Annotated in this window: 16 protein-coding genes; 12 read left to right on the forward strand and 4 right to left on the reverse strand. The window is 65.8% G+C overall.

The window, feature by feature from the left end:
* Positions 1–55: 55 nt before the first annotated feature.
* The 7 genes from BTE28158_RS29840 to BTE28158_RS29870 all read left to right on the forward strand — a co-directional run bounded on the left by BTE28158_RS29840 (position 56) and on the right by BTE28158_RS29870 (position 5,696).
* Positions 56–553 carry an OmpH/Skp family outer membrane protein gene (locus BTE28158_RS29840; protein WP_174920243.1) on the forward strand — a complete coding sequence of 166 codons (498 nt, stop codon included), beginning with the start codon at positions 56–58 and terminating at the stop codon, positions 551–553.
* Positions 554–569: 16 nt separating this feature from the next.
* The gene (gene lpxD, locus BTE28158_RS29845; protein ID WP_151049413.1) at positions 570–1,649 is read left to right on the forward strand and encodes a UDP-3-O-(3-hydroxymyristoyl)glucosamine N-acyltransferase; all 1,080 of its coding nucleotides are present in this window, start codon (positions 570–572) and stop codon (positions 1,647–1,649) included.
* A 130-nt stretch (positions 1,650–1,779) separates the two neighbouring features.
* Positions 1,780–2,247: a 3-hydroxyacyl-ACP dehydratase FabZ gene (gene fabZ, locus BTE28158_RS29850; RefSeq protein WP_006495559.1), complete on the forward strand. Its 468-nt coding sequence runs from the start codon at positions 1,780–1,782 to the stop codon at positions 2,245–2,247.
* A gap of 67 nt (positions 2,248–2,314) precedes the next feature.
* Entirely contained in the window at positions 2,315–3,103 is a 789-nt protein-coding gene (gene lpxA, locus BTE28158_RS29855) for an acyl-ACP--UDP-N-acetylglucosamine O-acyltransferase (protein ID WP_124622457.1), read from the forward strand.
* Between the two features lie 3 nt (positions 3,104–3,106).
* Entirely contained in the window at positions 3,107–4,276 is a 1,170-nt protein-coding gene (gene lpxB / locus BTE28158_RS29860; protein ID WP_124622459.1) for a lipid-A-disaccharide synthase, read from the forward strand.
* Positions 4,273–4,917 (forward strand): ribonuclease HII, encoded by a 645-nt coding sequence (rnhB, locus tag BTE28158_RS29865; RefSeq protein ID WP_059599932.1) that lies wholly within the window; start codon positions 4,273–4,275, stop codon positions 4,915–4,917. The genes lpxB and rnhB overlap by 4 nt, the downstream gene beginning before the upstream one ends.
* Positions 4,914–5,696: a TrmH family RNA methyltransferase gene (locus BTE28158_RS29870; protein WP_151049415.1), complete on the forward strand. Its 783-nt coding sequence runs from the start codon at positions 4,914–4,916 to the stop codon at positions 5,694–5,696. Before rnhB ends, BTE28158_RS29870 begins: the two co-directional genes overlap by 4 nt.
* Positions 5,697–5,793: 97 nt before the next feature.
* Here BTE28158_RS29870 and ppsR read toward each other — a convergent pair whose 3' ends face one another.
* A complete protein-coding gene (ppsR, locus tag BTE28158_RS29875) occupies positions 5,794–6,609 on the reverse strand; it encodes a posphoenolpyruvate synthetase regulatory kinase/phosphorylase PpsR (protein ID WP_059450011.1) in 816 nt (271 codons plus the stop codon).
* Positions 6,610–6,985: 376 nt separating this feature from the next.
* On the opposite strand from ppsR, the gene ppsA reads away from it, so the two are divergent.
* From ppsA to BTE28158_RS29890, 3 genes are all read left to right on the forward strand, one after another.
* Positions 6,986–9,385 (forward strand): phosphoenolpyruvate synthase, encoded by a 2,400-nt coding sequence (ppsA, locus tag BTE28158_RS29880; protein WP_151049417.1) that lies wholly within the window; start codon positions 6,986–6,988, stop codon positions 9,383–9,385.
* Between the two features lie 206 nt (positions 9,386–9,591).
* A complete protein-coding gene (locus BTE28158_RS29885; protein ID WP_124622465.1) occupies positions 9,592–10,026 on the forward strand; it encodes an NfeD family protein in 435 nt (144 codons plus the stop codon).
* 33 nt (positions 10,027–10,059) lie between these two features.
* Positions 10,060–10,995 (forward strand): SPFH domain-containing protein, encoded by a 936-nt coding sequence (locus tag BTE28158_RS29890; protein ID WP_151049419.1) that lies wholly within the window; start codon positions 10,060–10,062, stop codon positions 10,993–10,995.
* A 225-nt stretch (positions 10,996–11,220) separates the two neighbouring features.
* Here the strand turns inward: BTE28158_RS29890 and smpB are convergent, their stop codons facing one another.
* Positions 11,221–11,667 carry an SsrA-binding protein SmpB gene (gene smpB / locus BTE28158_RS29895; protein ID WP_059464267.1) on the reverse strand — a complete coding sequence of 149 codons (447 nt, stop codon included), beginning with the start codon at positions 11,665–11,667 and terminating at the stop codon, positions 11,221–11,223.
* 97 nt (positions 11,668–11,764) lie between these two features.
* On the opposite strand from smpB, the gene BTE28158_RS29900 reads away from it, so the two are divergent.
* Together BTE28158_RS29900 and BTE28158_RS29905 are read left to right on the forward strand one after the other, a co-directional pair.
* A complete protein-coding gene (locus tag BTE28158_RS29900; RefSeq protein WP_059529356.1) occupies positions 11,765–12,202 on the forward strand; it encodes a type II toxin-antitoxin system RatA family toxin in 438 nt (145 codons plus the stop codon).
* Positions 12,203–12,206: 4 nt separating this feature from the next.
* Positions 12,207–12,530 (forward strand): RnfH family protein, encoded by a 324-nt coding sequence (locus tag BTE28158_RS29905; RefSeq protein WP_151049421.1) that lies wholly within the window; start codon positions 12,207–12,209, stop codon positions 12,528–12,530.
* Positions 12,531–12,594: 64 nt separating this feature from the next.
* Here BTE28158_RS29905 and BTE28158_RS29910 read toward each other — a convergent pair whose 3' ends face one another.
* Complete coding sequence (locus BTE28158_RS29910) at positions 12,595–13,578, reverse strand: DMT family transporter (RefSeq protein ID WP_151049423.1); 984 nt, start codon at positions 13,576–13,578, stop codon at positions 12,595–12,597.
* Positions 13,579–13,759: 181 nt separating this feature from the next.
* Entirely contained in the window at positions 13,760–14,443 is a 684-nt protein-coding gene (locus BTE28158_RS29915; protein WP_151049425.1) for a Vgb family protein, read from the reverse strand.
* Positions 14,444–14,456: the final 13 nt, after the last annotated feature.

The following is a 14,456-nucleotide window of genomic DNA, read 5'->3' on the forward strand; positions in this document are numbered from 1 at the left end:
TGACAACAGCAACGAGAGGGTAATTTTGCTAACCGGTAAGTTTTCGAAACGAGTGATGTGTGCGCTGACCGTTGCGCTGGCCTTGGGCGCGGCGACGGCACATGCTCAGGACGTCGCCCGCATCGCGGCGGTCAATTCGGATCGGATCCTGCGCGAGTCGGCGCCCGCCAAGTCGGCGCAGACGAAGCTCGAAGCCGAGTTCGCGAAGCGCGACAAGGATCTGCAGGACCTCGCGGCGCGTCTGAAGTCGATGTCCGACTCGCTGGACAAGAATGGCGCGTCGCTGTCGGCGGCCGATCGCGCACAGAAGCAGCGCGATCTCGCGCAGCTCGATACCGACTTCCAGCGCAAGCAGCGCGAGTTTCGCGAAGACCTGAACCAGCGCCGCAACGAGGAACTCGCGGCGGTGCTGGAGCGTGCGAACAAGGTCATCAAGCAGATCGCCGAGCAGCAGAATTACGACCTGATCGTGCAGGAAGCCGTGTACGTCAGCCCGCGCATCGACATCACCGACAAGGTGCTCAAGGCGCTCGCGTCCGGCTCGACGAACTGAACGGAGCAGACGACGAATGGCATTGACGCTTGAGGCACTCGTAAAGCGGTTCGGCGGCGAGATCGCCGGCGACGCCCAGTGCAAGGTGGGCGGCCTCGCGCCGCTCGACCAGGCAGGCCCTCAGCAACTCGCGTTTCTCGCGAATCCGAAGTACCTGTCGCAGGTCGAGACGACCCGCGCCGGCGCGGTGCTGATCGCGCCGAAGGATCTCGAAAAGCTGGGCGCGGCCGCTGATGGCCGCAATTTCATCGTGACGCCGAATCCGTACGCGTACTTCGCGCGCGTCGCGCAGATGTTCATCGATCTCGCTACGCCGCCGCGCGCGGCCGGCGTGCATCCGAGCGCGACGATCGATCCGGCCGCGCAGGTGGCCGCGAGTGCGGTGATCGGTCCGCACGTGACGGTCGAGGCCGGCGCGGTGATCGAGGGCGGCGTGCAGCTCGACGCGAACGTGTTCGTCGGCCGCGGCACCACGATCGGCGCCGGTTCGCACCTCTACCCGAACGCTTCGGTGTACCACGGCTGCAAGATCGGTCCGCGCGCGATCATTCATTCGGGTGCCGTGATCGGTTCCGACGGGTTCGGCTTCGCGCCGGATTTCGTCGGCGACGGCGATGCGCGTACCGGCAGCTGGGTCAAGATTCCGCAGGTCGGCGGCGTGTCGGTTGGCCCGGACGTCGAGATCGGTGCGAACACGACGATCGACCGCGGCGCGATGGCGGACACCGTCATCGAGGAATGCGTGAAGATCGACAACCAGGTGCAGATCGCCCACAACTGCCGGATCGGCGCCTACACGGTGATCGCCGGCAAGGCGGGCATCGCGGGCAGCACGACGATCGGCCGCCACTGCATGATCGGCGGCGCGGCCGGGATCGCCGGCCATGTGACGCTTGGCGACTATGTCATCATCACCGCGAATTCGGGCGTGTCGAAGTCGCTGCCGAAGGCAGGCATCTACACGAGCGCGTTCCCGGCCGTCGACCACGGCGAATGGAACAAGAGCGCCGCGCTCGTGCGTAACCTCGACAAGCTGCGCGACCGCATCAAGGCGCTCGAGACCGCGCTGGCCGCCCAGGGCGGCACGGACGCCTGACCGACACCATGCGAGACCACGAACCGGGCACGGCCAGCGCATTCGGCCCGGTTTGCCAGACTGGGCCGCGCGGCGGCCCGCTTCAGCCTTTGCATCACCACCGCGCAGCTTCTGCGTGAGACGAACCATCATGAGCACTGAAAAAATCAATCTCGACATCCACAAGATCCTCACGCTGCTGCCGCATCGCTACCCGATTCTGCTCGTCGATCGCGTGCTCGAACTCGAGCCGCACAAGGGAATCAAAGCGCTGAAGAACGTGTCGATCAACGAGCCGTTCTTTCAGGGGCACTTCCCGAAGCGGCCAGTGATGCCGGGTGTGCTGATCCTCGAGGCGCTCGCTCAGGCGGCCGCGCTGCTGACGTTCGCGGAAGAGCAGCCGAAGGATCCGGAAAACACGCTGTACTACTTCGTCGGCATCGACGGTGCGCGCTTCAAGCGTGTCGTCGAACCGGGCGATCAGCTGATTCTGAACGTGACGTTCGAACGCTACATCCGCGGGATCTGGAAGTTCAAGGCGGTGGCGGAAGTGGACGGCAAGGTGGCAGCTGAAGCCGAATTGATGTGCACGGTCAAGACGGCCGACGCGGCGCCCTGAGCGACGCAGCACGCATGGGTAACGTAACGCGAGCAACGCGACACATCACATCGAGAGGCAACGGCGCATGACCAGGATTCATCCTACCGCGATCGTCGAACCGGGCGCGCAGATCGACGAGTCCGTCGAGATCGGGCCGTACGCGGTCGTCGGGCCGCACGTCACGATCGGCGCGCGTACGACGATCGGGTCGCACAGCGTGATCGAAGGTCACACGACGCTCGGCGAGGACAACCGCATCGGCCATTACGCGTCGGTCGGCGGCCGTCCGCAGGACATGAAGTACAAGGACGAGCCGACGAAGCTCGTGATCGGCAACCGCAACACGATCCGCGAATTCACGACGATCCACACCGGAACCGTGCAGGACGCGGGCGTGACGACGCTCGGCGACGACAACTGGATCATGGCCTATGTGCACATCGGTCATGACTGCCGCGTCGGCAACAACGTGATCCTGTCGAGCAACGCGCAGATGGCCGGTCACGTCGAGATCGGCGACTGGGCGATCGTCGGCGGGATGTCGGGCGTGCACCAGTTCGTGCGCATCGGTGCGCACTCGATGCTGGGTGGCGCCTCGGCGCTCGTGCAGGACGTGCCGCCGTTCGTGATCGCGGCCGGCAACAAGGCCGAGCCGCACGGCATCAACGTCGAAGGCCTGCGCCGGCGCGGTTTCTCGCCCGACGCGATCTCGGCGCTGCGCAGCGCGTACCGCCTGCTGTACAAGAACGGCCTGTCGCTCGAGGAAGCGAAGGTGCAGTTGCGCGAGCTGGCGGCCGCGGGTGGCGAAGGCGACGCAGCGGTCACCGCGCTCGTCGCGTTCATCGACGCGTCCCAACGCGGCATCATCCGCTAAGCGATGTCGCTCCCGACCAATCAGCTCCGGCTCGCGATGGTGGCCGGCGAGCCGTCGGGCGATTTGCTCGCGGCGTCGCTGCTCGGCGGGCTTCAAGAGCGGCTGCCCGCGTCGACCCACTACTACGGGATCGGCGGGCAGCGGATGCTCGCGCACGGCTTCGACTCGCATTGGCAGATGGACAAGCTGACGGTGCGCGGCTACGTCGAGGCGCTGGGCCAGATTCCCGAAATCCTGCGGATTCGCGGCGAACTGAAGCGCCAACTGCTCGCGGAGCGGCCCGATGCATTCATCGGCGTCGACGCACCCGATTTCAACTTCAACGTGGAGCAGGCCGCGCGCGACGCGGGCATCCCGTCGATCCACTTCGTGTGCCCGTCGATCTGGGCGTGGCGCGGCGGGCGGATCAAGAAGATCGCGAAGTCCGTCGACCACATGCTGTGCCTGTTCCCGTTCGAGCCGGCGATCCTCGACAAGGCGGGCGTCGCATCGACGTATGTCGGCCACCCGCTGGCCGACGAGATTCCGCTCGAGCCCGACACGCACGGCGCGCGCATCGCGCTGGGCCTGCCCGTGGACGGCCCCGTGATCGCGGTGCTGCCGGGCAGCCGGCGCTCGGAGATCGCGCTGATCGGCCCGACGTTCTTCGCGGCGATGGCGCTGATGCAACAGCGCGAGCCCGGTGTGCGGTTCGTGATGCCGGCTGCGACGCCCGCGCTGCGCGAACTGCTGCAGCCGCTCGTCGACGCGCATCCGCAGCTGGCGCTGACGATCACCGACGGCCGCTCGCAGGTCGCGATGACCGCCGCCGACGCGATCCTCGTGAAGAGTGGCACCGTCACGCTGGAAGCCGCGCTGCTCAAGAAGCCGATGGTGATCTCGTACAAGGTGCCCTGGCTGACCGGGCAGATCATGCGCCGGCAGGGCTATCTGCCGTACGTCGGCTTGCCGAACATCCTGGCGGGGCGCTTCGTCGTGCCCGAGCTGCTGCAGCATTTCGCGACGCCCGAGGCGCTCGCCGATGCGACGCTCACGCAGCTGCGCGACGACGCGAACCGTCGCACGCTGACCGAAGTGTTTACCGAAATGCATCTCTCGCTGCGGCAGAACACGGCCGCGAAGGCGGCCGAAGCGGTCGTGCGCGTGCTGGAACAACGCAAGGGGCGCGCATGACGGCAGCTCGTGCACCACGCCGCCGCGCGTCGAGCGACGTGCAGGGCGGCTTCGACTTCAGCAGGCCCGACGAGATCGTTTGTGGCGTCGACGAAGCGGGCCGCGGCCCGCTCGCGGGGCCGGTGGTGGCCGCTGCGGTGATCCTCGATCCGGCCCAGCCGATCGACGGGCTCGACGATTCGAAGGCGCTGTCCGCGAAGAAGCGCGATGCGCTGTACGACCTGATCGTCGCGCGTTCGCGCGCGTATTGCGTCGCGTCGGCCAGCGTCGACGAAATCGATACGCTGAACATCCTGCACGCGACGATGCTCGCGATGAAGCGTGCCGTCGAGGGGCTGTCGGTCCTGCCGACGCTCGCGCAGATCGACGGCAACCGCTGCCCGACGCTGACGGTGCGTGCCGAGGCGATCGTCAGCGGCGATGCGCTCGTACCGAGCATCTCGGCCGCGTCGATCCTCGCGAAGGTCACGCGCGACCGCATGCTCGTCGACCTGCACGAACGCTTCCCGGTGTACGGTTTCAACGTGCATGCGGGCTACGGCACCGCGAAACACCTTGCCGCGCTGCGCGAGCACGGCCCGTGCGAAGCGCACCGGCGCTCGTTCGCGCCCGTGCGCGCGGCACTCGATCTGATTCGATGAAAAGCATTACTTCCCGCGACAACCCGCTGTACAAGCGCCTGAAGGCGCTCGCGGGTTCGACGCCCCATCAGCGCCGCAGCGGCCAGGCGCTGCTCGAGGGTTTCCACCTCGCCAGCGCGTATCTCGATACGGGCGCGACACCCGAGCTGTGCGTCGCGACCGAAGGCGCGCTCGCGCACGACGAAGCGCAGGCGATCATCGCGCGCGTCGACGCGCAGCGGGTCGTCACGCTGCCCGACGCCTTGTTCGGGCAACTGTCGAACGTGGTCAGCGGTGTCGGTTTCCTGTTGCTCGTCGACCGGCCCGCGCAGCCGCTGCCGGAGCGCGTCACGCAGACGTCGGTCGTGCTCGACGGCGTGCAGGACGCCGGCAACGTCGGCTCGATCCTGCGTAGCGCGGCGGCCGCCGGCGTGCGGCACGTATTCTGTGCGCCGGGCACCGCCTATGCGTGGTCGTCGAAGGTGTTGCGTTCCGGCATGGGCGCGCATTTCCTGCTGTCGATCCATGAGGACGTTGACGCTGCCGTGCTCGCCGAACGCCTCGACGTGCCGGTCGCGCTGACCGATTCGCACGGCGCGCAGGCAGTCTACGACTGCGACCTGGCCGGGCCCGTCGCATGGGTGTTCGGCAACGAGGGTGCCGGCGTATCGGCATTCTGGCGCGACGCGGCCACGCATCGCGTGACGATTCCGCAGCCGGGCGGGATGGAGTCGCTGAATGTTGCAGCAGCAGCAGCGGTGTGCCTGTTCGAGCAGGTGCGGCAGCAGCGGCCTGCGTGATGCCGCATGCGGGCAGTTGGCACCACAAAAAAAGGCCGCGTTCGACGCGGCCTTTTTGTTTCCGGCGGCGGCCAGTTGGCCGCAAGCGCGCAGGCGCTCAGTACGACTGCCGGTCGAGGCGGATTTCCTGCAGGATCGTCGTCGCGATCTCCTCGATCGACTTGTGCGTCGACGACAGCCACTTGATCCCTTCGCGGCGCATCATCGCTTCGGCCTCGTTGATCTCGTAGCGGCAGTTCTCGGGTGCCGCGTACTTGCTCCCCGGCCGGCGCTCGTTGCGAATCTCCGACAGGCGCTGCGGGTCGATCGACAGCCCGAACAGCTTGTCGCGATGCGGCGACAGCGCCGACGGCAGCTTGCCGCGCTCGAAGTCTTCCGGAATCAGCGGATAGTTGGCTGCCTTCACGCCGTACTGCATCGCGAGATACAGGCTCGTCGGCGTCTTGCCGCTGCGCGACACGCCGACCAGGATCACGTCGGCCTCCGACAGGTTGCGGTTCGACTGGCCGTCGTCGTGCGCGAGCGAGAAGTTGATCGCCTCGATCCGCGTCTTGTATTCCTCGGTATCGGCGTTCTGGTGGCCGCGGCCCATCGCGTGGCTCGACTTCAGTTCCAGTTCCTGCTCGAGCGGCTCGACGAAGCGCTGGAACATGTCCAGCACGAGCGCGTTCGAGCGCTTGACGATGTCGTTCGACTCGCTGTCGACGAGCGTCGTGAACACGATCGCGCGGCGGCCGTCGTGCACCGCGGCTTCGTTGATCTTCTCGACGGTCGCAAAGGCCTTGTCGAGCGAGTCGACGAACGGCAAGCGCACGAGGCGGAATTTCTGGTCGAACTGGGAGAGGATCGAGTGCGCGAAGGTTTCGGCAGTGATCCCGGTGCCGTCGGAGACGATGAAAACGGTAGGCAGCATGAATCTGGGCGTCGAACGTGAAGGGCGGTTGCGCGGGCAGCTGGAGGTTCGCCTCCAGACGCAGTGAGAAGGTCGCGCCACATCCGGCAGCCGGCACGGTAGAATAGCGGCAACCTGTTGGATAAGCAATTGCGGGGGCAGGGTGCGAACGGCACCTCGGGCTGGCCGTGATCGATCTGAAACTCCCGGCAAGTTCGGCGATTTGTCTGAATGTATCGCCTTTCTGCCGGGATTTTTGCAAATCGGGTCGGAAGATTTTCCGCTGCTGCGATTGTTTCTCCAACAGGTTGCGCAAGACGCGCCGCGCCTTTTTGCAAGCGCCCGCGTCCGAGCCCACTTGCGCAATCGAGCATTTTTTTCACACTTAGGGGCTTGTATGACTAACGCAGCAAACGTCGCAAAGGACCAGGCGTATGTAATCCCGTTCGAGCAGTTGCGGATGACCGATGTGGAGATCGTGGGCGGCAAGAATGCGTCGCTCGGCGAGATGATCAGCCAGCTTTCCGAAGCAGGCGTTCGCGTACCCACCGGTTTCGCCACGACCGCGCTCGCATTCCGCGATTTCCTCAAGCACAACGATCTGACCGATCGCATCGCCAAGCGTCTCGAGTCGCTCGACATCGACGACGTGAAGGCGCTCGCCGAAGCCGGTGCCGAAATCCGCAAGTGGATCGTCGATGCACCGCTGCAGGCGCGTCTTGAGCAGGAAATCCGCGCACAGTTCGAAATCCTGAAGAACGGCTCGCCGGGCGAGCTGTCGTTCGCCGTGCGTTCGTCCGCGACCGCGGAAGACTTGCCCGACGCCTCCTTTGCCGGTCAGCAGGAGTCGTACCTGAACGTCGTCGGCATCGAGGACGTGCTCGATCGTATGAAGCACGTGTTCGCGTCGCTGTACAACGACCGCGCGATCTCGTACCGCGTGCACAAGGGCTTCACGCACGCCGAAGTCGCGCTGTCGGCCGGCGTGCAGCGCATGGTCCGCTCGGACGTCGGCGCGGCCGGCGTGATGTTCACGATCGACACCGAATCGGGCTTCAAGGACGCCGTGTTCATCACGTCGAGCTACGGCCTGGGCGAAACCGTCGTGCAGGGTGCCGTGAACCCGGACGAGTTCTACGTATTCAAGACGACGCTCGCACAGGACAAGTACCCGATCATCCGCCGCTCGATCGGCTCGAAGCTGATCAAGATGGAATTCACGCAGCCGGGCGAGCCGGGCCGCGTGAAGACGGTCGACGTGCCGCACGAGCAGCGCAACCGCTACTCGATCACCGACGAAGACGTGATCGAGCTGGCGAAGTACGCGGTCATCATCGAAAAGCACTACCAGCGTCCGATGGACATCGAGTGGGGCAAGGACGGCCGCGACGGCAAGATCTTCATCCTGCAGGCGCGTCCGGAAACGGTGAAGAGCCAGGCGACCGGCAAGGCCGAGCAGCGCTTCAAGCTGAAAGGCCAGTCGCAGGTGCTGGCGACGGGCCGCGCGATCGGCCAGAAGATCGGCGCGGGTCCCGTGCGCGTGATCCAGGATCCGTCGGAAATGGAACGCGTGCAGCCGGGCGACGTGCTGGTGGCGGACATGACCGACCCGAACTGGGAGCCGGTGATGAAGCGTGCGGCGGCGATCGTCACGAACCGTGGCGGCCGGACCTGCCACGCGGCGATCATCGCGCGTGAGCTCGGCGTGCCGGCAGTTGTCGGCTGCGGCGACGCGACCGACGTGCTGAAGGACGGCGCGCTCGTCACGGTGTCGTGCGCGGAAGGCGACGAAGGCAAGATCTACGACGGGCTGCTCGAGACGGAAGTCACGGAAGTGCAGCGCGGCGAACTGCCGGAAATTCCGGTCAAGATCATGATGAACGTCGGCAACCCGCAGCTCGCGTTCGACTTCTCGCAGTTGCCGAACGCCGGCGTGGGCCTCGCGCGTCTCGAGTTCATCATCAACAACAACATCGGCGTGCACCCGAAGGCGATCCTCGAGTATCCGAACATCGACCAGGATCTGAAGAAGGCCGTCGAGAGCGTCGCGCGCGGTCACGCGTCGCCGCGCCAGTTCTACGTCGACAAGCTGACGGAAGGCGTTGCGACGATCGCCGCGGCGTTCTATCCGAAGCCCGTGATCGTGCGTCTGTCCGACTTCAAGTCGAACGAGTACAAGAAGCTGATCGGCGGTTCGCGCTACGAGCCGGACGAGGAAAACCCGATGCTGGGCTTCCGCGGCGCGTCGCGCTACATCGCCGAAGACTTCGCGCAGGCCTTCGAGATGGAGTGCCGTGCACTGAAGCGCGTGCGCGACGAGATGGGCCTGACCAACGTCGAGATCATGGTGCCGTTCGTGCGGACCGTGAAGCAGGCGGCGCGCGTCGTCGGCCTGCTCGAGAAGTTCGGCCTGAAGCGCGGCGAGAACGGCCTGCGCCTCGTGATGATGTGTGAAGTCCCGACCAACGCGATCCTCGCCGAAGAGTTCCTCGAGCACTTCGACGGTTTCTCGATCGGTTCGAACGACCTCACGCAGCTCACGCTCGGCCTCGACCGCGACTCGGGCATGGAACTGCTGGCCGTCGACTTCGACGAACGCGACCCGGCCGTCAAGTTCCTGCTCAAGCGGGCGATCGATACCTGCCGCAAGATGGGCAAGTACGTCGGTATCTGCGGCCAGGGCCCGTCCGATCACCCGGACTTCGCGCAATGGCTGACCGACGAAGGCATCGTGTCGATCTCGCTGAACCCGGACACGATCATCGATACGTGGCAGGCACTCGCCAACCGGAAGTAACGGTCAATGCCCGTTCGGCGCAAGCGCGGTACCGCCGCGCTTGTGTTGAAGGCAAAATGCAAGGTTCGTGTTATAAACACCCCGGTAAGCACCGGGGTGTTTTTGTTTGTCGGTACGTAACGGGGCAACCTGGGCGTGTCGGTTGCGTCCGCTTGCCGCGGCAAAGAATATAGTGAACGTACGGGGCCGTTTTTCTGGAGACCACAATGATGTCGGGGCATCTGTTCTGGTGGGGCGCGGTGGGCGTGCTGGTCGTGGCCGAGTTGCTCACGGGCACGTTCTACCTGCTGATGATTGCGCTCGGCTTTCTCGCGGGCGGATTGCTGCAACTGGCCGGTTTCGCGCCGCACGTGCAGTTCGGCGTGGCCGGCGCGGTCGCGATCATCGCGATGATCGTCCTGCGCCGCTCGGGGCTCGGGCGCAAGCAGAAGCGCGACACGTCGACGAATCCCGACGTCAATCTCGATATCGGCTCGACCGTCACGGTCGACGCGTGGCATGACGGCCGCGCGCGCGTTCAATATCGCGGCGCCGACTGGGACGTCGAACTCGCGCACGGCGAGCGCGACGATGTGCACGTGTATCAGGTGCGCGCCGTGCGCGGCAACTGTCTCGTGGTCGTAGCGAAACCCGCGGGCTGATCGTCCGCTGATACAACAAGGAGGGAATATTTCATGGATTCGCTGATCATCTGGGTCGTCCTGCTCGTCATCGCCATCGTGATCGTGTCGAAGACGGTGAAGATCGTGCCGCAGCAGCATGCGTGGGTGCTCGAACGCTTCGGGCGCTATCACGCGACGCTGTCGCCCGGTCTCAATATCGTGCTGCCGTTTGTCGACCGGATCGCCTACCGGCACATGCTGAAGGAGATTCCGCTCGACGTGCCGAGCCAGGTTTGCATCACGCGCGACAACACGCAACTGCAGGTCGACGGCGTGCTGTACTTCCAGGTGACCGATCCGATGAAAGCCTCTTACGGATCGAGCAACTTCGTGCTCGCGATCACGCAACTCGCGCAGACGACGCTACGGTCGGTGGTCGGCAAGCTCGAACTCGACAAGACCTTCGAGGAACGCGACTTCATCAACCACAACATCGTGTCGGCGCTCGATCAGGCTGCCGCGAACTGGGGCGTGAAAGTGCTGCGTTACGAGATCAAGGACCTGACGCCGCCGAAGGAGATCCTCCACGCGATGCAGGCGCAGATCACCGCCGAGCGGGAAAAGCGCGCGCTGATCGCCGCATCGGAAGGCCGCAAGCAGGAGCAGATCAACCTCGCGTCGGGCGCACGCGAGGCGGCGATCCAGAAGTCCGAAGGCGAGCGGCAGGCCGCGATCAACCAGGCGCAGGGCGAGGCGGCCGCGATTCTCGCGGTGGCCGAGGCGAACGCGCAGGCCATCCAGAAGATCGCGAACGCGATCCAGTCGCAGGGCGGGATGGACGCCGTGAACCTGAAGGTTGCCGAGCAGTACGTCGGCGCATTCTCGAACCTCGCGAAACAGGGCAACACGCTGATCGTGCCGGCGAACCTGTCGGATCTCGGCACCGCGATCGCGTCGGCGCTGACGATCGTCAAGAACGCGGCGCCGGCCGCGGGCGGAAAGGCCTGAGCGCAGGCGCGGCCCGGTGAGCCGTCCGGCGGCTGCGTGCGGCCGACGTGCGGCGAATCGTCGCGCTATGGAATCGCGATCCTGCTCGCATGACGATGGGCGGCGCAGGGTTGCATCGGTGACCGTGAGCGGCTGCTCGATCGGCGCACATACGCATCACGGCTCACAAAAGCACACGGCCCGCTTCGAGCGGGCCGTGTCGTTTGCGATGCGGGACGTCGCGCGTCAGGCACCGGCGCGCATGATGCGCGCCTTTTCGCGCTCCCAGTCGCGTTTCTTCTCGGTTTCGCGCTTGTCGTGCAGTTTCTTGCCTTTCGCGAGCGCGATGTCGCATTTCACGCGACCGCCCTTGTAGTGGAAGTTCAGCGGCACGAGCGTATAGCCGCGCTGCTCAACCTTGCCGATCAGTTTCTTGATTTCGTCACGGTGCAGCAGCAGCTTGCGCGTGCGGACCGGATCGGGCTTGATGTGCGTCGAGGCTTCGGGCAGCGGGCTGATGTGGGTGCCGATCAGGAAGATCTCGGCGTTCTTGACCACGACGTAGCCTTCCTTGATCTGGCCGCGCCCGGCGCGCAGCGCCTTGACTTCCCAGCCCTCAAGCACGAGCCCCGCCTCGTAGCGTTCCTCGATGTGATAATCGAAGTGCGCTTTCCTGTTGTCGATGATGCTCATGAAAGGATCGGGCCAACTCGTTTAAAATCACGATTTTAGCAAAGCGGGGCGGTAATCGCCCGGCTTGCGTTCTTACTTGAGCGATGCCGCGCGATTTATGGCAGATGTCCAGAAAACCGTATTGATCCGTCACTCGGCGGAACAGATGTTCGACCTCGTCACCGACGTGGCCGATTACCCCAATTTCCTGCCCTGGTGCGGCGGCGTCGAGATTCGCCGTCAGGACGACAGCGGGATGGAAGCGCGCATCGACATCAACTTCAAGGGCATCAAGCAGCATTTCGCGACGCGCAACACGCAGCAGCGCCCGACACGCATCGACATGGAGTTCGCGGACGGCCCGTTCCGGAAGTTCACGGGTTCGTGGCGCTTCATCCCGCTGCGCTCCGACGCATGCAAGATCGAATTTGCGCTGCACTACGAGTTCTCGAGCATCCTGCTCGAGAAGATCATCGGGCCGGTGTTCAGCCATATCGCGAACACGTTCGTCGATTCGTTCGTCAAGCGCGCCGACCAGCGCTACGGGAAGGGGTGACGCGATGCTGTCGATCGAAGTCTGTTACGCGCTGCCGGATCGCCAGACGCTGATTGCGGTGTCGCTGCCCGAAGGCGCGACCGTGCGCGCGGCGATCGACGCGAGCGGCGTGCTCGCGCTGCACCCGGAAATCAACCTCGCGCATGCAAAAACCGGCGTGTTCGGCAAGCTCGCGCCGCTCGACGCGCCGCTCGCCGATCATGACCGTGTCGAGATCTACCGCCCGTTGATCGTCGATCCGAAGCTCGCGCGCCAGCGGCGCGTCGACAAGACCCGCCGCGAGGGTTCCATCGAGGGCCGCAAGTGGATGCACAAGGACGCGCGCTGACGCGTCGCGCCAGCATCGCCTCATCTCCCTCTGTCCCGATTCGTCAGACCAGGCTGGCACACGCTCAGTGGGCCGTGACGTTCGCGTTCGCTGGCGCACGGCCGGGCGTGTCGCCGCTCGCGTGCGTGTCGCCGTGCCGGCGCACCGACCCGTAGACGCCCGCCAGCAGCAGCGCGAGCGCCGCGATCTCGAGCACGCGCGGCATCCGGTGGTCGTAGACGAATGCGTAGAGCATCGCGAATACGGTTTCGAACACGATCAGCTGGCCGGACAGCGTGAGCGGCAGCCGCTTCGATGCCGCATTCCACAATCCATTGCCGAGCCACGACGCGCCGATCGCGAGCACGAGGTTCAGCAGCCAGAACAGTTGCCAGCGCGAGGCCGGGACTGCCGCCTGGACCGTGCCGGCCGGCAGCGCGAGGATCGCGAGCCAGCAGAGGCCGCCGATCAGGCCCGTGACGACACCCCACAGCACCGACCACTCGTTGCCGCCGAAATGATGGTGGCGCTGCAGGTAGCGCGTGTTCGCGACCGCGTACCAGGTCCAGCTCGCGAGTGCGCCGGTTGCGCATGCGATGCCGGCGAGCTTCTGGCCGAGCGTCGTCGCATGCGCGGCTTCCGATGTGAAGAGGTCGACGTTGATGCAGACGATGCCGGCGATCACCAGCGCGAGCGGGGCGACGAGGCGCCGCAGCGGCATTGCGCCGCGGTCGCCGAGGCCGGCGAGCGTGACGGTCACGGGCAGCGCGCCGACGATCAGCGAGCTGGGCGCGATGCCGATCAGGTGCACGGCGCCGGACAGCAGCATGTAGTACGCGACGTTGCCGATCAGCGCGAGCTTCGCGAGCGCGACGAGATCCTCGCGGGTTAGCCGCACGAGCAGTGAACGGGCGGCTGGGAGTGCCGCCGCCAGCGACACGAGGCCGTACATCGCGTAGCGGCCCGCGCTGAGCAGCAGCGGCGAGAAGTCGGTCATCAGCCGCGGCACGAGAAAGACCATCCCCCACAACGCGCCCGCGAGGACGCCATACACCACACCGCGCTGCATCGACTGCTCCGAACGAATGACTGACGAGCGAGCATCTTAATGATGGCGGCGCGACAGCGTCTTGTTCATTCCTGCACTCGGGAGCGGGCGCGGTTCAGGATCGGCTCGGAGAGCCATCGCGATCCGTTCCGGTGCTGACCGGGGATCGCGGCGGGCCGGGTGGCCCTTCGATGATCGGCGATCAGCGCTCGACCGGCTCGGATGCCGCCGCACTGTCGCCCTCTGCGCGTGCCCGCGCAGGGCGGCGCACGGCGCGCAGCTTGCCGCTGTTGCCGCCGCCGCAGTAGAAGAGGTCGCGGCCGTCGGATTCCAGCCCGGACACGCCGACACCGGGCGGCATGTCGACCTGTTCGAGCACCTGCCCGGTGCGCGGGTCGATCTGCCGCAGCGCGCTCTCGTCCGCTTCCCAGGTGCCGTGCCACAGCTCGCCGTCGACCCACGTCACGCCCGTGACGAAGCGGTTCGATTCGATCGTGCGTAGCACGGCGCCGGATTGCGGATCCACCTGATGAATCTTGCGTTCGCGATACTGGCCGACCCACAGCGTGCCTTCGGCCCACGCGAGCCCCGAATCCGCGCCGCCGCCGGGCGCCGGGATCGTCGCGAGCACGCGGCCCGAATCGGGATCGATCTTCTCGATGCGGTCCTCGACGATCTGGAACAGATAACGCCCGTCGAACGCGGTGCCTGCGTGCGCGGCGACAGCGAGTGCGCGCACGGTCGTGCCGCGTTCCGGGTCGAGCGCGTTCAGCTTGTCGCCGGACGCGAACCACACGCGCTGGCCGTCGAACGTGACGCCGTGCACGCCGTCGACGCCGGGAAACGGGCCGTATTCGCGGAAGATGTCTGCGGTGGAGCGTTTCATGTCTGTCACCTCG

The organism is Burkholderia diffusa, from assembly GCF_902499115.1.
Lineage (GTDB): Bacteria > Pseudomonadota > Gammaproteobacteria > Burkholderiales > Burkholderiaceae > Burkholderia > Burkholderia diffusa.